Below are 23,920 nucleotides of genomic sequence, written 5' to 3'. Positions count from 1 at the left end.
GCCATAGCCTTTTAGTGTTCAGCCGTTAGATTTGAAGGTATAAAATCAGAGGCGAACACAAAAATAAGGAACGCAACAAAACAAAAGTTTATTACGGATGGGAAAAACACTATTTGACAAGATTTGGGACAGCCACGTTGTGAAGAGCAAGGAAGGGCATCCCGACGCCGTTTACATCAACACCCATTTTATACATGAAGTTACCAGCCCCCAGGCATTTGACGGACTAAGGAAACGCAACATCCCGGTGTTTCGTCCGAACAAAACCAGGGCTACCGCCGACCACAACGTACCTACCATCGATCAGCATTTGCCGATTAAAGAAGCATTGAGCCGCCACCAGGTGGAAATGCTGACTAAAAATACAGCGGAGTTTGGCGTAGAACTGTATGGTTTGGGCCACCGCTACCAGGGCATCGTACACGTGATTGGTCCCGAACTGGGTATTACCCTCCCAGGCATGACCATCGTTTGCGGCGACAGCCACACGTCTACCCACGGAGCTTTTGGCGCCATCGCCTTCGGCATTGGTACCTCGGAAGTAGAGCAGGTATTGGCTACCCAGTGCATTTTGCAGTACAAGCCGAAGCGTATGAAGATCGAGGTGACCGGTCAGCTGAAGAACGGCGTACTCTCCAAAGACATCATCCTTTATATCATTTCCAGGATATCTGCTTCCGGCGCTACCGGCTACTTCGTGGAATACGCCGGTGAGGCGATCCGTAGCCTGAGCATGGAAGGCCGTATGACGATCTGTAACATGAGCATCGAAATGGGTGCCCGCGGTGGTCTGATCGCCCCGGACCATGTTACTTTCGATTACATCAAAGGCCGCGAATTCGCTCCGCAAGGCGCTGCCTGGGATGCTGCCCTCGATTACTGGAAAACGCTGTTTACCGATGTAGACGCGGAGTTCGATGAGGTGCTGACGTTTAAAGCAGAAGATATTGAGCCGCAGGTGACCTACGGTACCAATCCCGGTATGGGCATGGGCGTTACCCAGCACATTCCTGCACTGAACGAAATCGAAGACAGCGAAAAACCTTCTTTCTCCAAATCACTGGCCTATATGGGCCTGGAGCCAGGCGGCAGGCTGCTCGGCAAAAAAGTGGACTACGTATTCATCGGCAGCTGCACCAACTCCCGCATCGAAGACCTGCGCCTCGTGGCCGACTTCGTAAAAGGAAAAAAGAAAGCCGACGATGTAACCGTATGGATCGTACCGGGTTCTAAACAAGTAGAAGCGCAGGCGATCGAAGAGGGGATCGATAAAATATTTGAAGAAGCGGGTTTCCATCTTCGTCAGCCGGGCTGTTCTGCCTGTCTGGGTATGAACGAAGACAAAATACCTGCCGGTAAATACTGCATCTCCACTTCCAACAGGAACTTTGAAGGCAGGCAGGGCCCGAATGCCCGCACCTTTCTCGCCAGCCCGCTCACTGCGGCGGCGGCAGCCATTACAGGCATTGTATCCGATGTAAGGGAAATGATCTAAAACAATTACCATGAGCACCTGGGACGCTGGTTTATATAAGGAACAACACAGCTTCGTATTCCAATACGGCAGCGACCTGCTTTCGTGGTTGCAGCCCCTCGAAGCCGAACGTATACTGGATGCCGGCTGCGGCACGGGCGAACTGACGGCCGAAATCGCCGCTTCCGGCGCTTCTGTAAAAGGAATCGACCTGTCGGCCAGCATGATCAAAAGTGCGAAGGCGCATTATCCTGCGATGGATTTTGAAACGGCTGATATCGCGACTTTCGAACTGGAAGAACGTTTCGACGCCATTTTTTCTAACGCCACCCTGCATTGGGTGCGCGAGAAAGAGAAGGCGGCGGGGCAGTTATATAAACACTTAAAGCCCGGCGGCAGGCTGGTGCTGGAAATGGGAGGGAAGGACAATGTGTCAGGCATTCTCAAAGCACTGGAACAAGCCATGGCCAAATACGGAAAGGTGTATAAACCATTCTGGTATTTTCCTTCTGTAGCCGAATACACCACTGTTCTTGAAAATGCGGGCTTCCGGGTGAACCGGGTGCATTATTTCGATCGCGAAACCACGCTCAAAGACAATGAGAATGGCATTATCCGCTGGCTCGACATGTTCGGGTCACACTTCTTCGAAGGCATTGAAGCGACTGAGCGCAACGCCATCCTGGAAGAAACGCAGCGGCTGATGGAACCGACGCATTTCAACAACGGCAAGTGGACGGCCGATTACAAAAGATTGCGGGTACTGGCGGTGAAGCCGGCCACCGCGCACTAAAACATTGCATCAAACTATGGATAAGATATTTAAAAACCTGGTGTCAACCGTGATACCGCTGCCGATAGAAAACATCGATACCGACCAGATCATCCCCGCACGCTTCCTGAAAGCGACCACGCGTGATGGTTTTGGCGAAAACCTGTTCCGCGACTGGCGTTTCGACGAAAACAACCAGCCGAAACAGGATTTTGTACTTAACAACCCGATCTATTCCGGTAAGATACTGGTCGCCGGTAAAAACTTCGGTTGCGGCTCTTCCCGCGAGCACGCCGCCTGGGCCATCGCGGACTTTGGTCTGAAGGTGGTGGTGAGCAGCTTCTTCGCGGATATCTTCAAAAATAACGCACTGAACAACTTTATACTGCCGATCACCGTTAGTGAAGCGTTCCTGCATAAAATTTTCCAGGCAGTGGAAGCAGATCCGAAAGCGGAAGTGGAAGTGAACCTGCAGGAGCAGTATATCGCGATCAAAAGCACCGGCGAAAAAGAATCGTTCGACATTAACGCGTACAAAAAAACCTGTTTGCTGAACGGCTACGACGATATCGATTACCTGTTGAGCCTGCGCACAGAGATCAGTGAGTACGAAACATCACGACCTTTCAATTTCTAAATAAAAATTACACATACAACCAAGCACTGTTACAAACAATGGGAGTAGAAAAAAAGATACTGGTAATACCCGGCGACGGCATCGGACAGGAAGTAACTTCCTGGGGCAAAAAAGTACTGGAAGCGATTGCTGAAAACTTTAAACACAAGTTTACGTTTGACGAAGGCATCATGGGCCACGTAGCCATCGAAGCTACGGGCGATCCGCTGCCGGACGAAACACTGGAAAAGGCACGAAAGAGCGACGCCATCCTGTTCGGCGCAATCGGTCACGCGAAATACGATAATGATCCAACCCTGAAAGTAAGACCCGAACAAGGTTTGCTGAAAATCCGCAAGGAACTGGGATTGTACGCGAACCTGCGCCCGATCAAACTGTTCGACGATCTGCTGCAGGCATCCAGCATCAAGCCGGAAATATTGCAAGGCGCCGATATTCTTTTCTTCCGCGAATTAACAGGCGATGTGTATTTCGGAGAGAAGAAACGCAGCGAAGACAGGACATCAGCATCCGACCTGATGATCTATCACAAATATGAAGTGGAACGCATTGCACGCAAAGCTTACGAGGCTGCACGCACCCGCCGTAAAAAACTTTGCTCTGTAGATAAAGCGAATGTACTGGAAGCTTCCCGCCTGTGGAGAGAAGTGGTACAGGAAATCGCGAAAGAGTACCCTGACGTGGAAACAGAACACATGTTCATCGACAACGCCGCGATGCAGCTGATCAAAGACCCGAAACGTTTTGATGTGGTGCTGACGGGCAACCTGTTCGGCGACATTCTTACCGATGAGGCTTCGCAGATTGCAGGCTCCATGGGTATGCTGGCTTCTGCGTCCGTAGGTGATGCTATCGGCTTCTACGAACCTATTCACGGCTCTGCGCACGACATCGCCGGTAAAGGCCTGGCTAACCCGCTGGCCTCTATCCTGAGCGCCGCACTGCTGCTGGATATCTCTTTCGGTTTGAAAGATGAAGCACAACGTGTGATCAAAGCTGTGGACGTTACACTGCGCCAGGGCTACCGCACTATGGATATTGCGACCAAACATACCGCTAACGAGTTTATTCTCGGTACCGATGCTATGGGCGCCAAAGTATTGGACAATCTGAACTAACAACCCATCTAAATTCGAAAAACATACTAACAATGGATAAGAACCGAGTCTATATTTTCGATACCACCCTGCGCGATGGCGAACAGGTACCTGGCTGCCAGCTCACGACCGTTGAAAAGATCGAAGTGGCAAAGGAGCTGGAAGCCCTTGGCGTAGATGTGATTGAAGCAGGTTTTCCTATTTCCAGCCCTGGCGATTTCCAGAGCGTGGTAGAAATATCCAAAGCAGTTTCAGAGCCTGTTATTTGCGCCCTTACCCGCGCGAATACAAAAGATATAGATGCTGCGGCAGAAGCGCTGCGTTTCGCTAAGAGAGGCCGTATTCATACCGGCATCGGCGCTTCCGATATGCACATCAAATATAAATTCAACAGCACCCGCGACGAGATACTTCGCCGTGGCGTGGAAGCGGTGAAGTACGCCCGTAAATTCACCGACGATGTAGAGTTTTATGCAGAAGATGCCGGCCGTGCAGACAACGAGTTCCTCGCCCGCATGATCGAAGCGGTGATCGCTGCCGGTGCTACGGTGGTGAACATCCCGGATACCAACGGTTACTGTTTGCCCGAGCAATACGGTGCCAAGATCAAATACCTGGTAGATAACGTATCTAACATCGATAAAGCAATCATTTCGGTGCATTGCCATAACGACCTGGGGCTGGCTACAGCCAACTCCATTTCCGGCGTAATTAACGGGGCAAGGCAGGTGGAATGTACCATCAATGGTATTGGCGAAAGAGCAGGTAACACATCCCTCGAAGAGGTGGCCATGATCATGAAAACACACCACGCGTTAGGTTACACTACCGGCATCAATTCAAAACGTATTTACGATATCAGCAACCTGGTATCTACGATGATGCGTATGCCCGTGCAGCCAAACAAAGCGATCGTTGGGCGTAACGCCTTCGCACACAGCTCCGGCATTCACCAGGATGGTATTCTGAAGCACCGCGAAAACTACGAGATCCTTGATCCGGAAGACCTCGGCATCAATCCAAACTCTATTATTCTTACCGCCCGCAGCGGCCGCCACGCGTTGAAACATCACCTGGAAAGACTGGGTTACAAGATCGACAAGATCAACCTGGATGAGGTGTACCAACGTTTCCTGGAAATGGCGGACAAACAGAAAGAAATAAGCGACCACGACCTTCAGATGCTGATGGGCGACGGCCAGGATAAAAACTACGACGAAAAGGCAATTAAAGTAACTTTGTTACAGGTAGTATGCGGTGATCCGCTGCGCCCGATGGCCACCGTTAAGTTGAAGATCAATGGTGAAGAACGCGAAGCCAGCGCGGCCGGTAACGGTCCGGTTAACGCGACTATCAACGCTATTCACGAAATTATTAAGGATGATATTCTACTGGATGAGTTCAGTATCCAGTCGATGCACGGCGGTAGTGAAGATGTAAGCAAAGTAAACATGCACGTAAAGCACGCAGGTAAATCTTACTACGGTTTCGGTACCTCTACCGATATTGTAAACGCCTCTGTACATGCTTATGTGGATGCGCTGAACAAAATCTACTAAGACATAATCAGCCAACGTATAGTAAGGGTCGGGCGAGGTGCCTGGCCCTTTTTTATTTCCCATACTTGTTCACCCAGGCCGTCATCTCATTCGAAATCAACAATACATTCAATGGATTCGCCGCTCCTAAATCATGCCCGGCACCGGTCAGGGTGACCAATTTATGAGGCACGCTCTTCGCTTTCAATTCCGCTTCCAGTAAGGTTGCCTGCTGGTAAGGTACGATGTTGTCTGTCGTACCGTGAATCAATAACGTAGGTACGTTTTCTACATAGTTAATCGGGCTGGCAGCGGAGAATTTTGCGTTGATAGGTTGACCGGTTGCATACGTTGCGCCGGCCAGGTTATTTAAGGCGCCGATCACGCCGATCGTTTTCGCGTATTCCAGGAACGAGCGCTCGTCGACCTTTGTAGGGCCAGCCAGTGAAATAATAGCGCTGATGCGGTTTGCCGGGTCGTAGTTGTAGCCGTATAACAGCGACATATGTGCACCGGCACTGCCACCGCAGATGACGAACTTCGTTTTGCGGGATTGCCAGTTGTTCATGCCGACGATATGATCGATGGCTTTGTTTACATCGGCCATCAGTTCTCCATAATGCACGCTGCCGCTCACGTAGCGGTAACTCATGCTCGCACTGCTGATGCCTTTAGTCAGGAAGAAGTCCTGGAAGTTACGCATATCCTCTTTGTTGCCTGCCGTCCAGCCGCCACCGTGAATAAATAATATGAACGGGGTGCTGGTGTCATGCGCTTCTGCCAGGTATATGTCCATCTTTTGCCGGTTGTCGCTGCCGTAAGCTACATTGGTCAGCTTCTCGAGCGGGTACGTAGTGCGGGGAGGTGTATCATTGTCGCTTTTCGAACAGGCGGCGAATAGCAGTGTAAACAGCAACAGGTAGTTTCTCATATAGCAGGTTTTAACGTTTATCCAGTTCTTCAAAACGTATATCCATCAACGGATATTTCTTATGATCCCTGAAAAAATAATGCCACCATTCCGTTTCGAGGGCAGTGAAGCCATGTTTTTCCATTATTGTCTTTAATAAACCCCTGTTGGCCGCAACAGCACTGTCTTTTAATGGATAATTATGATAGGCTTTTTCGGTAAAGTCATCGAAATCGGTAGGCATAACAACTTCTTTTCCTGTTTCCAGGTAGATAAGTGTGAGGTCTACCGCGGCACCTCGATTGTGGCCCGAGCCGTTGGCGGGATTAGCGGCATAGCGATCGTCGGGTACGATAGCCCACATCTTTTCGGTAACTTCATAAGGGCGATACCCATCGAATATTTTAAAGCCGTAGCCTAAACGGTTAAGCTCGCGCTGGGCTTCCAATAAGGCTTTGGCGACGGGCAACCTTAGAAAAACAAGGGCTTGGCGATATAACTGCTGTTTCGTAAAATTGTTGGCGGTGGCATACCGGATGTCCTTTTTTATACCGGGTATCAGCGTTTCCAGGTTCACCATCCGCATGTTAGCATCTTTAGCGACCATTCGTTGGTACAGTGCCAGGTCGCTCACCACCTTTAATCCGTATTTGTTAGCGGGAATATCCTGGGCAGTGCCCCTTAAAGCGACCAGGATCAGGATCAAAATAAATATATTTTTCACAAGATTTGATTTGAAGTACGTTCCAATGGCGAAGATTGTATTTAATACGGGTAAAAAAGGATCGTAATCGCCTTGGTAAAATAGGTACTTTAGAACCCTTAAATTAAGAAAAGATGAACTTGTTTCGATTAGATGGCAAAATTGCCGTGGTAACAGGCGGTGGCAGCGGTATTGGTCAGGCCGTAGCGAAGTGTTTCGCGGGGCAGGGCGCTGTGGTACACATCCTGGAACTGAACGAAGCGGCGGGGCAGGAAACGCTCGACAGCATTACAGCTGCCGGTGGCGAGGGCTTCGTACACGGCGTGAATGTGAGCGAGCAGCAGGCGGTACAGGCGGTGATAGACAAGATCGTGAGCATCTCCGGCGGACTGCACATCCTTGTTAACTGCGCGGGCATTGCTCACGTAGGCAAGCTGGAATCTACTACGGAACAGGATCTTGACAGGATATATAATGTAAACGTGAAGGGCACTTACAACTGCATGTTTACCACTGTCTCACAAATGAAAAAGCAAGGCGGCGGGGTTATTCTCAACGTGGCGTCAATTGCTTCGAGTGTAGGCATTCCAGACAGGTTTGCCTATTCGATGAGCAAGGGAGCCGTGTTAACGATGACGCTTTCCGTAGCAAAAGACTACCTGGCCGATAACATCCGTTGCAACTGCATATCGCCGGCCCGCGTGCATACGCCGTTCGTAGATGGTTTCATCGCCAAGAACTATCCCGGCCGCGAGGCGGAGATGTTCGAGAAACTGTCTAAAACACAGCCGATCGGTCGCATGGCCAAACCGGACGAGGTGGCCTGGCAATGCCTCTACCTTTGTTCAGACGAAGCGGGCTTTATCACCGGCTCGGACTATGCAATTGACGGGGGATTCATCAGGCTGAATAATTAATTCGTACTTTTCCATCCTATGAAACGCAACGTTATACTATTAGGATTGGCTTTGGCCACCATCAGCACGGCCTGTAACCAGGGCGGCAAAAAGGACGGGAAGGATAGCGCGGTATCGACGCTTACACCCGCCAAACCAGAAGGTACTATTTCGGTAGCACTCGAAAACCGCGACCAGGACACGGGCCAGGTGCGCATCAACTTCCAGATCGGCAATGCCAGGGTGGAAGAGGTGTTTGACGTGGACCTGTTACAACAAGGTGCCGATACGGCGATTTACCGGGTGGTATGGGATAAGCCGAACAGCGCATACGTAGGGGTGATCAAAAGTAATAAAGATACCCGCTACTACCATGCTTTGACCGACAGTCCGTTTGTTCGTATCCGTTGGTCGGCCGCGCCGCCAAAAGATATCTGGCAGTATGTGGAAGGTCCGCTTGGATTGGGTGCCTTCCTGAAAAACCAGCCGCTGGTGAAGGAGCATAACAAAAACTTCAGATCCGGTCAGCTGGTAGAAGATTTTATTGTGAAGGTGGAACAGGCGGGTGCCGATTCGGTAAAGCTGCATTATAAATACGGCGGCATCGAAGAAGTAGATACGTATTACATTCCGGCCAGTGTTGCCGAAGCATGGTTAACAGTAGCGCAGGACGACCTGGTATACTTTGGCCTTAAAATGAACGGCGAGTTTAAAGAAGCCAAACAACTGCGTGTACGCAATGGCCGACTCGAAACAAAAACACTCAGAAAAATAAAATTTAAATAAACGATATGAAACTGATAAGGTTCGGTTTAGCCGGCGCAGAAAAACCGGGTGTGGTTACCAACGATGGCATGTTTGATGTGTCTTCCTTCGGTGAAGATTTTGGAGAGAAATTTTTTGAGACAGATGGATTAACCCGCCTGGAGCAATGGTGGAAAGCCAATGGAGCTACCGCGCCCAAAGTGGCCGAAGGTACGCGTCTTGGTTCGCCCATTCAACGTCCTTCCAAAATCATTTGCATCGGCCTTAACTACGCCGACCATGCAAAGGAAACTAACGCCGCCATTCCAAAGGAACCTATCGTTTTCTTTAAATCTACTACCGCGCTGGTAGGCCCTAACGACGAACTGGTAATTCCAAAAGACAGTGTGAAAACTGACTGGGAAGTGGAGCTGGCCGTAGTGATCGGTAAAAAAGCTTCTTATGTGGAAGAGAAAGATGCCGAAGATTACATTGCTGGTTACGCGCTGCATAACGATTACAGCGAAAGAGCGTTCCAGATCGAACGAGGCGGACAATGGGTGAAAGGTAAAAGCTGCGACACCTTCGCACCGCTCGGTCCATGGCTCGCTACCAAAGACGAGATCAGCGATATCAATAACCTGCGCCTCTGGCTCACCGTAAATGGTAACAAATACCAGGACGGTACCACGGCCAACCTGATCTTTAAAATCCCTTTCATCGTATCGTACCTCAGCCAGTTTATGACCTTGCTCCCGGGCGACGTGATTTCTACCGGCACACCTGCAGGTGTAGGTTTAGGTATGAATCCGCAGGTATACCTGAAAGCGGGCGATGTGATCGAATTGGGGATTGATGGCCTGGGTACTTCGCGCCAGCAGGCGGTTGCATGGAAAAAGTAAAACATCAACGTTATGATCGTTAACAGATATTGCATGGCGCTGGATCTGGTGGATGACGCGGCGATGATTGCGGAGTACGAAAAGTACCACCGCGAAGTATGGCCGGAAATTAAAGCCAGTATTGCCGGTGCAGGCATTGAGAAGATGGAGATATACCGGATCATGAACCGTTTGTTCATGATCATGGAAGTGGACGAAACTTTTTCTTTCGAACGTAAAAGTGCCATGGACGCTACTAATCCGAAGGTGCAGGAATGGGAACAGCTGATGTGGAAATACCAGCAGGCCCTGCCCGTAGCTAAACCAGGGGAGAAGTGGTTGATGATGGACAAAGTATTTGAACTATAACACCACGTGGTCCGATCATTGCAGCCGGTACAGGACTGGCATTAAACAAACAGTATTTCACGTATGATCATTGATGCACATCAACACTTCTGGCGCTATAATCCTGTAAGGGATACCTGGATGGATGCGCCTATCCGACGCGATTTCCTGCCAGATGACCTGGCCCCCGTACTGGCTGCCAATGGTATGGATGGATGTGTGGCCGTACAGGCTGACCAATCCGAAGAGGAAACGCAGTTCCTGCTCGACCTTGCAGATAAATATCACTTCGTTAAAGGCGTAGTAGGCTGGGTAGATTTGCGCGCCGATAACCTGGAGGAACGCCTGCAGCATTTTGCGCAATACCCAAAGTTGAAAGGCTTCCGTCATATCGTGCAAGGCGAGGCGGATGATCGTTTCCTTTTAAGGGAAGATTTTTGCAAAGGCGTTTCCCTGCTGGCTAAATATAATTTCACGTACGACATACTGGTGTACCCACATCAATTGCCAGCTGTGGTGGAGTTTGTAGGCATGTTCCCCGGGCAACGTTTCGTAGTAGATCATCTGGCTAAACCTGATTTTAAGAAAGAGCTTAGCCATGAATGGGCGGAACACATGCGCGCAATTGCCCATCACCGTAATGTGTACTGTAAACTGAGCGGCATGGTAACGGAAGCAGACTGGCAGCACTGGAAACAGGAGGACTTTGATCCGGGGATCGAAGTGGTACTGACCGCCTTTGGCTCCAGCCGTGTGATGTTTGGTTCTGACTGGCCCGTGTGTTTACTGGCGGCGGAGTATGCGCAGGTGAAAGGTATTCTTGAAAGTTATATAGCCGGTTTTTCTCATTCCGAAGTCGGGATGATCATGGGCGGTAATGCCCGTACTTTTTATAAGTTATAAACAACAGATATGAATTTAGGATTGAAGGACAAAGTGGTGATTGTAACAGGGGGCGCAAAAGGTATTGGTGAGGCCATTTCCCGACTGGTAGCCGAAGAAGGTGCCGTGGTGGTAATCGCAGGCAGGAACCAGGCCGACAATGACAAAATCGTAACAGCGATCAACAATGCCGGCGGCCGTGCTTCCGGTGTAGTAGCAGAACTGGGCAAACCCGGCGACTGCAAAAAAGTGATCGATGAAACATTGGCTGCTCATGGCCGCATCGATGCCCTGGTAAACAACGCCGGCGCAAACGATGGCGTAGGGCTGGAGAGCGGTAACCCCGAGAAGTTCATGGCGTCCTTGCAAAACAACCTTTCGCATTACTACAACCTTGCACATTATGCACTGCCGCATCTGAAGGCAGCTAAAGGCAACATTGTAAACATCGGTTCCAAAGTAGCGGATACCGGGCAGGGAAATACATCCGGCTATGCCGCCTCCAAAGGCGCTATTAACGCGCTTACCCGCGAGTGGGCGGTGGAGTTATTGCAGCACAGCGTGCGCGTAAACACGGTAATCCCCGCCGAAGTATGGACGCCGTTATATGAGACCTGGATCAACTCATTACCAAACCCGGAAGAAAAACTGGCATCGATCGTATCTAAAATTCCGCTGGAAAAAAGAATGACCACCTCGGACGAGATAGCGGCGATGACCGTGTTCCTGTTAAGCGACCGTTCTGCACACACCACCGGCCAGATCATTTATGTAGACGGGGGATATACACATCTCGACCGCTCCATCAGCTAACTTTTATTTATTCTGATACAAAATACCTATCACCACAAAAAACGAGATCTATGGCCGGAACCGCAGTAAGCAATTCCACATATACCACCTCTGGCGGCAATAACAATGGCAAATACTTGTTTCCTTTTATCCTGGTGGCGAGCCTGTTTTTTCTCTGGGCGCTTATCCATAATTTAAGCCCCGTACTAATACCTCACCTGAAGAAGGCGTGTCAGCTTACCGATACACAATCTTCATTCATCGACTCGTCGATTTTCTTCGCTTACTTCGTGATGGCAATGCCTGCGGGGTACGTTATGAAGCGGTTTGGTTATAAGTCGGGCATCGTTTTCGGATTGATGTTATATGCCTTAGGTGCATTCCTATTCATTCCCGCGGCAAACTCCGGTCAATACGCATTTTTCCTGGTCGCACTGTTTGTGATCGCATCTGGCCTCACCTTCCTGGAAACCGCTGCCAACCCATACGTTACCGTGTTGGGAAAACCGGAAACCGCTACATTCAGGCTCAACCTGGCGCAATCGTTTAACGGTGTTGGTGCGGTGATTGGGCCCATTATAGGGGCACAATTTATTCTTTCCGGAAAGGAACATACGAAGGAGGAACTTGCGCGTATGCAGCCTACTGAGTTGCAGCAGTACCTCAGTAGTGAAGCGGCTACCGTGAAAATGCCTTATCTGATTATTGGTTGTGTGGTGTTGCTGGTCGCCGTATTGTTCATCATCACCAAAATGCCGGAAGTGAAGGAGAAAGAGGACACTTCGATCGATGCCATCGGAAACAACGGTAGCCTATATCGTCATAAACACCTGATCGCAGCGGTAATAGCACAGTTTTTCTATATTGGTGCGCAGGTAGGTGTAAATGCCTTTTTTATTCGTTTTGCGAAATTTTCGGCTAACATTAACGAGCAGGATGCAGCCTGGATGTTGGGCTCTGTGGCCGGTGTAGCTTTTATGATCGGCCGTTTTGTAGGTACAGGTTTGATGAAGTTAGTTAAGCCCGTTCAATTGTTGGCTATTTACGCCACGATCAATATCTTACTCGTTGCTGTTGCCATGATGACCAGCGGTGATGTCGCCGTCTGGACCATCCTCGCAGTTCCCTTCTTCATGTCGATCATGTTCCCGACAATTTTCGCACTCGGCATCGAGGGGCTTGGGGCAGATGCTAAATCCGGTTCTTCTTTGATTATTATGTCCATCGTAGGCGGCGCTATTTGTCCGCCATTGATGGGACTTATTTCCGATGCCTCCAACATCCAGATGGCTTACATTATCCCGCTCCTCTGCTTTGGAGTAGTACTTTGGTTTGCCTTAAAAGGATATAAACTCGACAGGGCCTTATAAAGCTTTGTCTATCACATAACCCGCGCGCCTACCGTTCAACCGGCAGGCGCGCTTTTTTTATCGGCTGATACAGGCAGCCAATACCGCAAATTCATCGTACCTTCATTACACAAACCAGCTTTATGACACAGCCTCTACACCAACGCTCCCTGTTCCTGCTCGTGCTGCTGGCACTGGGTGTGGCTGCAGGCTGCCAGAAGGATGACGAACCAGCCGGTAGTACCCTCACCATTCACATCGACCATAAAGTAAACCAGGAGGCACTGGTGCTGGCAAACAAAAGTTACGTCAACGCCCTCGGCGAGCCATTTACGGTAACTACTTTCAAATATTATATGAGTAACCTGGCCTTCACGAAAGTGGATGGCTCGGTTGTGAAATTCCCTGGCAAATACTACCTGGTAAATGAAGCGGTGCCCGAATCTAAAATACTGAAGGTTGAACGTGTGCCGGAGGGCGATTACAAGAGTTTTTCTTTCCTTTTGGGGGTAGATAGCATCCGTAACGTAAGCGGTGCGCAAACCGGCGCGCTCGACGTATTAAATGGTATGTTCTGGAGCTGGAACAGCGGTTATATCATGGCCAAGTTCGAAGGCACGTCTACAGCGTCGCCTGCACCAGACGGTGCGCTGGTGTATCATGTAGGTGGTTTTAAGGGGACATACAATGCGCTGCAAACCGTATCGCTCGCCACAGGCACTTTTAACGTACCCGCCAGCAGCCAGCTGCGACTATCTGCGAACGTGGCCGCCTGGTTCAATACGCCGCATGCCATCAGTTTTAAAACAATAGGCGCCGTACACGTTCCCGGGGTAGATGCGTACCGTTTTTCGCAGAACTACAGCCAGATGTTTACCAGTGTTTCCGTATCTGAATGATCAAAAGAAGTATCTATATCGTTATCCTGTTTTTTCTCGTGTGGGCCTGTCGCGATACAGACCGCGGCGCTCCTGCGCCCGAACCCTACGTGCTGAAGCTGCCGGATTACTTCCCGGCGGTAACGTACGATATGTCGCAAAATCCGCTTACCAAACAAGGTATTGCGCTCGGCCGCCGTTTGTTTTATGATCCGCGCCTCTCAAAAGATAGCACGGTTTCCTGTGGTTTTTGCCACCAGCAGTTCGCGGCGTTTTCGCACTACGATCATCCGCTGAGTCATGGCGTGTTTAATAATACCGGTACGCGCACTGTGCCTACGCTGTTCAACCTTATCTTCCAGCCCGATTTTATGTGGGACGGTGGTGTGAATAATTTAGAGATCCAGCCACTTACACCGCTCACTGACCCTAACGAAATGGGGGAGGACCTGCAAACAGTGATCAACAAAATTCAGTCTAACGCGGTGTACCGCAGCATGTACAAGGCCGCCTTCGGCAGCGAAGAGGTTACCACCCAACGTACTTTCCGCGCCCTGGCGCAGTTCATGGCCACACTTAATTCATTCGAAAGTAAATACGATAGTATCCTCCGGAAAGAACCAGGCGTAACCTTCACGGCAGAAGAGGCGGGAGGATACGCAACCTTCCAGGCGAAGTGTGCCAGTTGCCATAAAGAGCCTTTGCTCACAGACGGCAGCGCCCGCAGCAACGGCCTGCCCTACAATGTATCCCTGCACGACGTTGGACGAATGAAAATCACAAACAACACCGCTGATTATCTCAAATTCAAAGTACCCTCTCTCCGCAATATCCTGCGAAGTCAGCCGTATATGCACGACGGCCGTTTTTACGATATTTTCCAGGTGTTCGAGCATTATGACCATGGCGTAGACGCACAGTCCAACCCAGATCCGTTACTGAAGAGCGGCATCCCCCTGAACGCCAGGGAACAGCGCGAACTCTATTTCTTTTTCCAAACGCTGACGGATATGCGTTTCATTAATAATCCGGCTACCAGCGAAGTCTTAATTCAGGATTGACAATTAATTGACTTTTCGTAATTAATTATTAACCAAAAGCTTATGAAAGCAGGCTGGTTTATGGAATGGTTCTTGCCAAATAGCGGGCATGAAGAAATGGACCATTACCGTACTGATCACCCTGTTTGGTTTAACCCAAACCATTCAGGCCCAGCAAAGCAAACCCGTGAAAACGGAAGGTATTGCCAGCTTTTATGCGCAAAAGTTTAACGGCCGTAAAACCTTCAGTGGAGCAGTGTTTAATAATAGTGAAATGACTGCCGCCCACAACACCCTGCCGATGGGCACGTACATCAGGGTAACAAACCTCCGCAACCACAAATGGGTAATTGTAAAAGTGACCGACCGCCTGCACGCCGCTAACTCGCGCGTTGTTGACCTTACCCAGGCTGCCGCTAAAAAGCTGGACTTCTACCAGCGTGGTCTCACACGTGTAAAAGTGGATGTGGTAACAAACTCGTTTATCAACAGCTTGATGCAATCCTTCCTGGGTTAATCATGTATATACACAGAAAAAAGGGCGCTCCAGGGCGCCTTTTTTATGGAATATAGCGTATCATTGTTATGTCAATTACCCTTATTTCTTAAACTTCCAGCAGCCTTGCACATGGTCGTTCACCATACCTGTAGCCTGCATAAAAGCATAACAGATCGTTGATCCTACAAACTTGAAACCGCGCTTCAACAAGTCTTTACTCATGGCGTCGGAAATAGCTGTTTTCGCTGGCACCTGGCCTAAACCAGTAAACTTATTTAAGATAGGTTTGCCGCCCACGAAAGACCAGATGTATTTGTCGAAGCTGCCAAACTCTTCCTGCACTTTCAGATATGCTTTAGCGTTAGTCACGACCGCATTTACCTTTAGTTTATTACGGATGATGCCCGGGTTCTCCAGCAGCGTGGCTATCTTTTTATCATCGTACTTAACGATCTTTTTTGCATCCCATTTATCGAATGCTTTACGATAATTTTCGCGTTTGGTGAGCACGGTGTACCAACTTAAACCCGCCTGTGCGCCTTCCAGGTTCAGCATTTCGAACAGATGCACATCATCGTGACTGGGCGTGCCCCATTCCTCATCGTGATAGGCCTGGTATAACTCGTCTTTGTTGCACCAGGCGCACCTGGTTTTGGTTACAGTTCCCATTTTTTGATTAGCGCTTTCACTTGTTTCTTATACAACTTCAGGTCCTCAATCGTATGCTGGATGAAGCCATTATCCTCCAGTTTGCCGATCACGGTGTCCATTTCTTCCTTGCTGCCATATACCATCTGTCGGTATGGATTATTGTAATCCTTTTCGCGCGAGCGGTAGATGTTATCGGTAATCACGGCTAACGTATTGATCGATTGTTCCAGCAGTTTTTTAAGCGTAGCGCCATCCAGTGTTTTTACGGATAGCTGCTGGTTGTCGACCAGGCTGGCGATGGCATGCAGCAGTTTGTCTTTTGCATACTGTTCCCCCGCTTGCTGGTATACATCGTGCACCTGTTGCCAGCTGCCGATCTTTCCATTCCTGATGCGTTGTTTCAGATCTTCTACCGTGTCGGCCTTCATCAATTGTCCACCGATGTTTTGCCAGCTGCTGCGTTTGGCTGTTTTAGCGAATTGCTGAAAGCCTGCAAATGTATCCAGCTTGAAGTTAGCCGCCTGGGCTACGATATTACGCGCCGCATATAACACTATCAGTTCTCGGAACAGGGGATATGCTTTATGCACTTTTAACAGGTAAGCTTTACGACGGCTGTTCTCCGCTTCAGTAGCTAGTATTTCCAGCTGCTCTGCCTGGGCAGGATTATCGCGCAGCAGTTTGCCGCCGGCCTTACGCAGTGCGCTGTCTTCAGCAGGCTGACCGTTCTTCAAAGCCCGTCCGGTCGCCAGTTCCATCAGCTCCATCGACTGCAGCATTTCTTCTACCGAGTCGGGAGCGAGGTAATCGTATTCGATATGCTGAATACGTTCGGTGCGTTTGTCCCTGTCCACATACTTCCAGCTGTTACGGGCCAGCGCATACATATTGTACATGAACCAGTAACCCGGCATGATCTTCAGCGTGTTGGTATGCTCTTCGTTGCTTACCAGGCTAAAAGGGTAGCGGATGTTCAGTTCGTTCATGTAAGTGCCTTTGGCAATCAGCGTGAACGTGGCGAACATGGAGTTGTGTTTGAGGCTCACACACAGGCCTGGCCAAAAGCCCCTGCCGGCAATGATCTCTCCATCGGCACCGCGGGAATTGTGGTTAGATCCGACGGTGGCGCCGGCTGCCATATTACTTTGGCCCATGATGAGTGCCGCACACAAAAACGAGTTATTGTGGTGCTGCTCGTGCGCCGGGAAAATCAGTGAGTTCAGTACTTCGCAGCAGGAAATCGTAGCGTTGTTGCCCAAGTAAGAGTTGATCAGCCTGGCACCATATTTCAATTGCGAGTGAGAGGCCATCACGAAACGTACGGCCTTCACGCCATAGAATACACGGCATCCGTAACCTACTATGCCATTCACCATTTCACAACCTTCACCGATCTGCGAATGAGCTTCGGCGCTGCTGTTAATGGTTAGGTTCTTCAGTTTGTTGGCGCCTTTCAGGTAAGCATCGGTGCCAATCATTACATCTTTAATGATCTTTACGTTCTTAATCACCGAACGGTCGCCTACCATGCCGTAGTAACCCCGCTGTTTATTGAATTTTTGTTCTGTAAAAGCAGTGAACTGTTGCTGTAAGGCTTTATCGTCGCGGTTGCGCGTCCAGAGGAACGCATCACCAGGTAACATGCCGTCGAATGGCAGTACGCTGCGGCCGCCGTTTTCGTTACACAGTTCCAGCCATATGCGAATGCTTTCGGACTCGCCTTCTTTTAAAATACCATTGCCGAATTTAGCATGACTGGTGGTCGCCATTTCACTTACGTTCGCGATCAGCACATCGTTACCTATAATGTAGTGCGAGAGGAAGTTTACATTATGCACGGCCACGTTATCACCAAAATCGCAGGAAGCAATGGTGCTGTTATACAAACCTACCGGCAGGCGCAGGTTATGGAACTCCAGGAAGTAGGGCTCCAGTTTACCGATGCGCACCAGTCCGAAGAAGTGGCAGTGTTTTACCAGCTGTGGATTAAAATATTCCGATACCAGGATGTTATTCCAGTCATCGGAGGTATTGTCGTTCCGCACAAGGGTCTCCAGCTCCTGCGCCGACAATTTACGATATACGATCGCGGAAGAGCGTTGCTGATCGCGCAGAAAATATTCGTTTTTGCCATCGGGGAGATAGGCCTCATCCACGAAATTGTAGCCAAGATCGGTGAGGGGCCTTTTAAGGATATGATTCATTCGTCAGTATTAAAGTTTATTCCACGGTTACCGATTTTGCCAGGTTGCGTGGTTTGTCCACGTCATAACCTTTTTGCACGCCTACATGATAGGCCAGCAATTGCATTGGTATCACGGATAAGATAGGTGCTACGAGCTCGTCTGCTTCCGGCACCACGATCACATCGTCGGCCAGGCCGCGGATGGTTTCGTCGCCTTCCGTTACAACGGCGATCACTTTACCCTTCCTTGCTTTAATTTCCTGTATGTTGGATACAATCTTCTCGTAATAGCTGTCTTTTGTCGCTACGAAAACAACTGGCAAATGCTCGTCTACCAGCGCGATCGGACCATGTTTCATTTCCGCGGCCGGGTAACCTTCTGCGTGAATGTAAGAGATCTCTTTCAGCTTCAGGGCGCCTTCGAGTGCCACCGGGAAGTTATAGCCACGGCCCAGGTACAGGAAGTCGCGGGCGTCTTTATATTTTGCCGCGATTGCTGCGATGGAGTCGCTCAGCTTCAATGCGGTAGCTACTTTGTCGGAGATGGCGTCGAGTTCGTTCAGCAGGTATTGATAACGTTGGTCGGTAATCGTACCCCTGTCTTTCGCGATCTTCAATGCGATCATGTTCAGCACAGCCAGTTGCGCGGTAAATGCCTTGGTGCTGGCTACGCCGATTTCGGGGCCTGCGTGGGTGTATGCACCTGCGTGCGACAAACGGGCGATGGAAGATCCCACTACGTTACAAACGCCGAGGATGATCGCACCTTTCTTTTTAGCCGCCTCTATCGCTACCAGTGTATCGGCCGTTTCGCCGCTCTGGGAAATAGCGATGATCACGTCGCCTTCACCGATTACAGGATTACGGTAACGGAACTCCGACGCGTACTCCACTTCTACAGGGATGCGGCAAAGCTCTTCGATCACGTATTCCGCTATCAGCCCTGCATGCCAGGAGGTGCCACAGGCAACCATAATGATGCGTTTCGCGTTTTTCAGCATGTCTTCGTACTCACCGCGGATGCCACCCAGGGTAAGGGTACCCTGTTTCGCATCGAGGCGGCCGCGAAGGCTGTCGAATATTGTTTGCGGTTGTTCAAATATCTCCTTCAGCATGAAGTGATCGTAGCCGCCTTTTTCAATGGCCGCCAGTTCAATATCCAGTTTCTGGATATAAGGTGTCTGAACTTCGTTGGAAATGTTTTTGAGTATAAGTTCGTCGGCCCGCAGGATGGCGATCTCGTAGTCGTTTACATACACGACTTCTTTCGTATACTCCACGATCGGCGAGGCGTCGGAAGCCAGGAAGTGTTCGCCTTTACCCACGCCAATAACGAGGGGACTGCCCTTACGGGCGGCCAGCAGCGTACCCGGATTGTCCTGGTCCACGATGAGGATCACGTAAGCGCCGACTACACGTTTCAGGGCAATACGCATTGCTTCTTCAGTGCCGCATTGGTTGGAGTGTTTGATCTCCTCGATAAAGTGCATCAGCACTTCGGTATCGGTGTCGCTGGTGAACGTATGCCCTTTTTTCAGCAGTTCCTGCTTCAGCTGGGCGTAGTTTTCAATGATACCATTGTGCACCATGGCCAGCTTGCCGTCGCCGGACAAGTGAGGGTGTGCATTGCGGTCGCAGGGTTCACCGTGGGTGGCCCAGCGGGTATGCCCGATGGCAATCTGGCTGCTCAGGTTTTTACCGGTTACAAAGTCTTCCAGTTCGGCTACTTTGCCCTGTTTCTTGTACACTTTGAGCGACCCGTCGTTGATAAGCGCCACGCCGGCACTGTCATAACCGCGGTATTCCAGCCTTTTTAATCCTTTTAATACAACGGGATAGGCCTCCCGTTGACCGACATAGGCAACGATTCCACACATAAATTAAATAACGGATTGAGGTTGTTGTTGATTTTTTTCTTCTACTTGAATTTGCTTTGTGGCTGCAATATCTTAATAAAATCTGACAATATGGCTAGCAGCCCCGGCTAATCCTCGTAATCGATGGCGGCCATATCACTGAAGTCGTCGTTGTACTGCGCGCGTTTACGGTATTTCACGCTTTTTAATACTTTGTAGAATTGTCCCAATACAGGCTGATCGTCCTTGATCGGGATGCCCGACAGCACAGCAAGCCTGGTGTCCACGGAGTTAGTTGCCGCATTTTCCGGCTGCGGACCGGCAATCGCGATGTACCAGTTGGTATCGTCTTTCTGGCGGTATTTGAAGAAGTATACGGCCTGTTTCTGAAACTTATAGGTCGTCACCTGGCGCGATACCAGGGCAATGGTGTCGTAGCGGGTGTTGTATTGCTGCAGGCCGTGTAACAGGCTGCGGGCCATATCTTCCTGCTTTGCTTCCCCTTTAGGGAACCTGTCCAGCCGGTTGATGGAGGATAAGGCGCTCCATAACTTCGCGCGGTATTTGTCCTGTTTGGCAATACTTTTCAGTACACTGTCCTTTACAGGCTGGTTGTTACGCAGGTACAGGCGGGCAAGCGCGATCTGTTCCGCCGGATTTTTGAAGCTTTCGTATTTCTCAAAGAAACGGGCGGCGTTCTTATTACGCTCGCGGTACGGCAACAGCAATACAGCATAATCGTTTAATTCGTCGTTTACATAGTATGTACGTATGTTGCGGCGTAACACCGGGTCGTCTTCATCTTCTCCGTCGGCATTATTCGCCTGCTCGGCAATCATAGCCTTTTGCAGTACAATGCGGCCTTCAAAGGCAATCTGGCCGATGTAAGATTCATATACATTGGGTTGGATGCGTCCACTGTCCACCAACGTAGCCAGCAGGCCATACACAGGCGCTTTGTAATCCGCCAGTGCCGTCATCTGCAGCAGGTCGGGGAACAAGGTAGAGGAGAGTGCCATCGTATCCAGCATGGTGCGGGTAAGGCTGTAGATAGATGATTCATTAGTGAAGATCGGGATCTCTTTCAGGATCAGTTCTTTGAAGGTGGCGTAAGCGGCAGGCGTTTGCTGGCGCAGTAATCCGCGCAGGATGGCCTGTTGCAGGCTGGCGGTATCGTTAGCCCGTTCGTAAGCGTTGCGCAGGTAGGGCACAATGTTCTCCTGTTTCAGGATGCCCAGTTCATCTATCAACCCTGTTTTCGTATCCAGATAATTCTTTTCTGAAGATTTCCAGCGGTTGATCATCGCCATCAGTGTATCGGCATGTTTGTTTTCGTAGATGACGCTGCCGTACAGGTTTCGCGCATGTTTGCGGGTAGTACTGTCCGTACTGTAAAAGTCTTTGAACAGCAACGAAGCTTTGCTCGTATAGATGGATTGCCCGAAGGTTGTATCTGCCGGAGCAAAGGTGTCGAAGAAGGTGCGAATGAAGCCCGATGCACCAGTCAGCGTATCTGTCAAAGCAGTAATAGTATAAATGGCACTGTTCTTCAATATCGCTTTTTTCAGGATCATGCGCGAGCTGTTGGTGTCGCGCATGGTCAGTAACAGGCTTTCCCAGCCAGGCAGGCGTTCGTGTTTGCGTTGGGTAATCACCATGTCGCCGTCATTGCTAAATTCGTCGGCCAGTGTATTCCAGTAAGCAGCACTGTCTTTCACACTATAATATTTACCAAAACGTCTCAGCGTTACAATTACTTCTTCACCGGTGCTGTCGGAGGTAAACGCTTTGGTCATTCTCCGGTACCCGGTAAACTCATTGTTGCCATTGTCTTCCATCTCCATGCCTATTAGTTCCGACAGGTCATCGTCTTCGGATTTAACGGCGGTTTTAACATGGAAATAGAGCGTCGTGTCCTGGTGCTGCTGGTACGTCGTATACTGCGGCTGGCCGGGAATAAAAGAATCGAAAAAGCGGTCGGTCTGGCTTTTGTCTTTCTTATACCGGGCGCTTAATACATAGTAATGAATCCCCTGCAGCACAATACGTGTGCGCGTATACGTTTGGTCATTATTTTGGTTGATCACTTCCAGGCAGGGATATCCCCTGTAAGTTATAAACTTCCGGCTTACCTGCTGCTTCACGAAGTCGGACAATTGCAGGCTTTCTTCTGCAAAGCTGATGTCGGTGGTGTCTTCTTCCAGGTTCGCGGTGTTACGGGCATTGCGCAGGGTAACCATGTAGCTGTTGCCTGTTTGTTTGTCGAACGCCTCGTACTCGCTACGTTTGGCAATGCTTCGGCGGGGCGTGTTATCGCCAGCATGCGGTGTGTGCGGGAACTGGATGCTGAACAGCGCGGCCGGATTGGTGTAGCCGCTCCAGTTGGTAGCCGGCAGGGGCGTAAGCTTGATGGAGGAAAAGAAACGTTTTGCCTCTTCGCCATCCACATAATCTTTGTTACCACTGATCTTAAACACGAGCACTTCAAAAGGCGTTACGAACAACTGGTAACGTTGCAGGTCGCCGCGACGGGTACGGTTTACGATATTGTAGCCGGTATATCCATTGTTCTGTATCGTTTCTTTAGAAATAATTTTACCGGGGATGTTTTCGTACAGGAGGCTGTCTACTTTCTTCAACACATCCTCTTCCTTATGCCCCAGCGCCAGCGCATTGGTTTTTACGCGGCTCACCAGGTAGTAGGCGCCATTGGCCAGGTCGGCATATTGCAGCTGGTTCAGTAAAGAAATGCCCGTGAAGTTATACAGCTTACCAGGTATGTCCAGCTGGATGAGTTTGTCGTCAGACGTATAGGACTGAAACACCACGGGGGCGGTCATTTTTTCCACCTGGTCCTTTTGTTCATGATCGCGGCCGGTAACGGCGATCGGGCGTACTTTGTAACCTTTCTTTCTTAAAAGATTGATAACGCCCCTGTCTCCGGGCAGATGCGCTGCGCCCACACCGGCGAAAATGCTTTCCTTATGAGAGATGGAATCAATGGAGTGCACCATGATCTCGTTACGCCTGTACATGAATTTTTCCAGGAAGGCGGGGGAGTCGTTGGTATTGTTGGCGAGCGAGTCCAGCATGTCGAGGTCACCACGGCGGTAGGCATCGGTTAAGCTGGCCATACCATCGTTTACTTCGTTGCTGCGGGTCACGTTCTTTTTGGTGCGTCGCTCTTTAGCGGCGTCGCGGTAAGCTTCCATCATCAGTTTTTCCGACTCCTGGAAGTTCTCCACGCCAGTGGCGCGTTTACCATATCGTTTGCCTACCTGGTAAATGTACATGTCCAGGAAGGTGTCTTCTTCATAATCCTCGCGGGATGCGTAACTACGGTACAACAGGTGGTTGATCATTTCAGGCTTGTACCCGAAAGCCGCCCGTATCGCATCGCCATAACCGGATATGGTGAACGCGTATTTGTCCGGCGTACCTGGTTGCATGCGGCCGAACATGCCAGCCACACCGGCTTTCAGACGGGTCGATTTGGAAAAGTCTTCCTGCAGCTCTTCCGGATTGGTTTCCAGGGCTACGATATCGGCGTTGCGGATGCAATAGTAAAAGGAGTCGCTGAGGTTAAAAGCAAGTTTGGAACTCACGTGCATGGTACCAAAAAGGTACGAAGGCTTCTTTAGCCCATTACCGCTGATCTCCCATAACAATCCCTGGTATTTGGGGCTGGGGGCGGAGGTTGGTTTTGCTTTGGACTGCGCAGAACATACCACACAATGCAGGCAACAGAACAGGACGGTCAGGCTACTTCTCAGATTCATCATAAATAA

The 23,920-nt window shown here is 50.0% G+C and carries 21 protein-coding genes; 15 read left to right on the top strand and 6 right to left on the bottom strand.

Features of this window, described 5'->3' with window-relative positions; translation table 11 throughout:
- The first annotated feature begins 97 nt into the window (after positions 1-97).
- The 5 genes from leuC to MKQ68_RS15670 are packed head-to-tail and all read left to right on the top strand — an operon-like array spanning position 98 to position 5,539.
- Entirely contained in the window at positions 98-1,495 is a 1,398-nt protein-coding gene (leuC, locus tag MKQ68_RS15690) for a 3-isopropylmalate dehydratase large subunit (protein WP_264279943.1), read from the top strand.
- Between the two features lie 10 nt (positions 1,496-1,505).
- Positions 1,506-2,267, top strand: a complete 762-nt coding sequence (locus MKQ68_RS15685) for a class I SAM-dependent methyltransferase (RefSeq protein WP_264279942.1) — start codon at positions 1,506-1,508, stop codon at positions 2,265-2,267.
- Between the two features lie 16 nt (positions 2,268-2,283).
- Entirely contained in the window at positions 2,284-2,883 is a 600-nt protein-coding gene (gene leuD / locus MKQ68_RS15680; RefSeq protein WP_264279941.1) for a 3-isopropylmalate dehydratase small subunit, read from the top strand.
- Positions 2,884-2,921: 38 nt separating this feature from the next.
- Positions 2,922-4,001, top strand: coding sequence for a 3-isopropylmalate dehydrogenase (gene leuB, locus MKQ68_RS15675; RefSeq protein ID WP_264279940.1), 1,080 nt, complete (start codon positions 2,922-2,924; stop codon positions 3,999-4,001).
- Between the two features lie 32 nt (positions 4,002-4,033).
- On the top strand, positions 4,034-5,539 hold the full coding sequence (locus MKQ68_RS15670) for a 2-isopropylmalate synthase (protein ID WP_264279939.1): 1,506 nt from the start codon (positions 4,034-4,036) through the stop codon (positions 5,537-5,539).
- Positions 5,540-5,591: 52 nt separating this feature from the next.
- Here the strand turns inward: MKQ68_RS15670 and MKQ68_RS15665 are convergent, their stop codons facing one another.
- Both MKQ68_RS15665 and MKQ68_RS15660 read right to left on the bottom strand, forming a co-directional pair.
- Positions 5,592-6,449, bottom strand: a complete 858-nt coding sequence (locus MKQ68_RS15665; RefSeq protein WP_264279938.1) for a prolyl oligopeptidase family serine peptidase — start codon at positions 6,447-6,449, stop codon at positions 5,592-5,594.
- A 10-nt stretch (positions 6,450-6,459) separates the two neighbouring features.
- Positions 6,460-7,152: a M15 family metallopeptidase gene (locus tag MKQ68_RS15660; RefSeq protein ID WP_264279937.1), complete on the bottom strand. Its 693-nt coding sequence runs from the start codon at positions 7,150-7,152 to the stop codon at positions 6,460-6,462.
- Positions 7,153-7,265: 113 nt separating this feature from the next.
- Here MKQ68_RS15660 and MKQ68_RS15655 point away from each other — a divergent pair, with 113 nt between their 5' ends.
- From MKQ68_RS15655 to MKQ68_RS15610, 10 genes are all read left to right on the top strand, one after another.
- Positions 7,266-8,048: an SDR family NAD(P)-dependent oxidoreductase gene (locus MKQ68_RS15655; RefSeq protein WP_264279936.1), complete on the top strand. Its 783-nt coding sequence runs from the start codon at positions 7,266-7,268 to the stop codon at positions 8,046-8,048.
- An 18-nt stretch (positions 8,049-8,066) separates the two neighbouring features.
- Entirely contained in the window at positions 8,067-8,813 is a 747-nt protein-coding gene (locus tag MKQ68_RS15650) for a hypothetical protein (RefSeq protein WP_264279935.1), read from the top strand.
- 5 nt (positions 8,814-8,818) lie between these two features.
- Positions 8,819-9,673, top strand: coding sequence for a fumarylacetoacetate hydrolase family protein (locus MKQ68_RS15645; RefSeq protein WP_264279934.1), 855 nt, complete (start codon positions 8,819-8,821; stop codon positions 9,671-9,673).
- Positions 9,674-9,685: 12 nt separating this feature from the next.
- On the top strand, positions 9,686-10,021 hold the full coding sequence (locus tag MKQ68_RS15640) for an L-rhamnose mutarotase (protein ID WP_264279933.1): 336 nt from the start codon (positions 9,686-9,688) through the stop codon (positions 10,019-10,021).
- Positions 10,022-10,084: 63 nt separating this feature from the next.
- Complete coding sequence (locus MKQ68_RS15635) at positions 10,085-10,903, top strand: amidohydrolase family protein (protein ID WP_264279932.1); 819 nt, start codon at positions 10,085-10,087, stop codon at positions 10,901-10,903.
- 9 nt (positions 10,904-10,912) lie between these two features.
- Entirely contained in the window at positions 10,913-11,695 is a 783-nt protein-coding gene (locus MKQ68_RS15630) for an L-fucose dehydrogenase (protein ID WP_264279931.1), read from the top strand.
- A gap of 50 nt (positions 11,696-11,745) precedes the next feature.
- Positions 11,746-13,044 carry an L-fucose:H+ symporter permease gene (gene fucP, locus MKQ68_RS15625; RefSeq protein WP_264279930.1) on the top strand — a complete coding sequence of 433 codons (1,299 nt, stop codon included), beginning with the start codon at positions 11,746-11,748 and terminating at the stop codon, positions 13,042-13,044.
- Positions 13,045-13,166: 122 nt separating this feature from the next.
- Positions 13,167-13,922: an MbnP family protein gene (locus tag MKQ68_RS15620; RefSeq protein WP_264279929.1), complete on the top strand. Its 756-nt coding sequence runs from the start codon at positions 13,167-13,169 to the stop codon at positions 13,920-13,922.
- Complete coding sequence (locus MKQ68_RS15615; RefSeq protein WP_264279928.1) at positions 13,919-14,962, top strand: cytochrome-c peroxidase; 1,044 nt, start codon at positions 13,919-13,921, stop codon at positions 14,960-14,962. Before MKQ68_RS15620 ends, MKQ68_RS15615 begins: the two co-directional genes overlap by 4 nt.
- Positions 14,963-15,050: 88 nt before the next feature.
- A complete protein-coding gene (locus MKQ68_RS15610; protein ID WP_244840348.1) occupies positions 15,051-15,458 on the top strand; it encodes a septal ring lytic transglycosylase RlpA family protein in 408 nt (135 codons plus the stop codon).
- 81 nt (positions 15,459-15,539) lie between these two features.
- Here MKQ68_RS15610 and MKQ68_RS15605 read toward each other — a convergent pair whose 3' ends face one another.
- The 4 genes from MKQ68_RS15605 to MKQ68_RS15590 form a co-directional block, all read right to left on the bottom strand.
- Complete coding sequence (locus MKQ68_RS15605; RefSeq protein ID WP_264279927.1) at positions 15,540-16,109, bottom strand: DNA-3-methyladenine glycosylase I; 570 nt, start codon at positions 16,107-16,109, stop codon at positions 15,540-15,542.
- Entirely contained in the window at positions 16,097-18,295 is a 2,199-nt protein-coding gene (locus MKQ68_RS15600; protein ID WP_264279926.1) for a DUF4954 family protein, read from the bottom strand. Before MKQ68_RS15600 ends, MKQ68_RS15605 begins: the two co-directional genes overlap by 13 nt.
- A 16-nt stretch (positions 18,296-18,311) precedes the next feature.
- Positions 18,312-20,153 (bottom strand): glutamine--fructose-6-phosphate transaminase (isomerizing), encoded by a 1,842-nt coding sequence (gene glmS, locus MKQ68_RS15595; protein ID WP_264279925.1) that lies wholly within the window; start codon positions 20,151-20,153, stop codon positions 18,312-18,314.
- A gap of 107 nt (positions 20,154-20,260) precedes the next feature.
- A complete protein-coding gene (locus tag MKQ68_RS15590; RefSeq protein WP_264279924.1) occupies positions 20,261-23,914 on the bottom strand; it encodes a TraB/GumN family protein in 3,654 nt (1,217 codons plus the stop codon).
- Between the last annotated feature and the right edge of the window lie 6 nt (positions 23,915-23,920).

The organism is Chitinophaga horti, from assembly GCF_022867795.2.
Lineage (GTDB): Bacteria > Bacteroidota > Bacteroidia > Chitinophagales > Chitinophagaceae > Chitinophaga > Chitinophaga horti.
The sequence above is the reverse complement of the archived record's forward strand: the minus strand, read 5'-3'. Positions and strand labels throughout refer to the sequence as shown.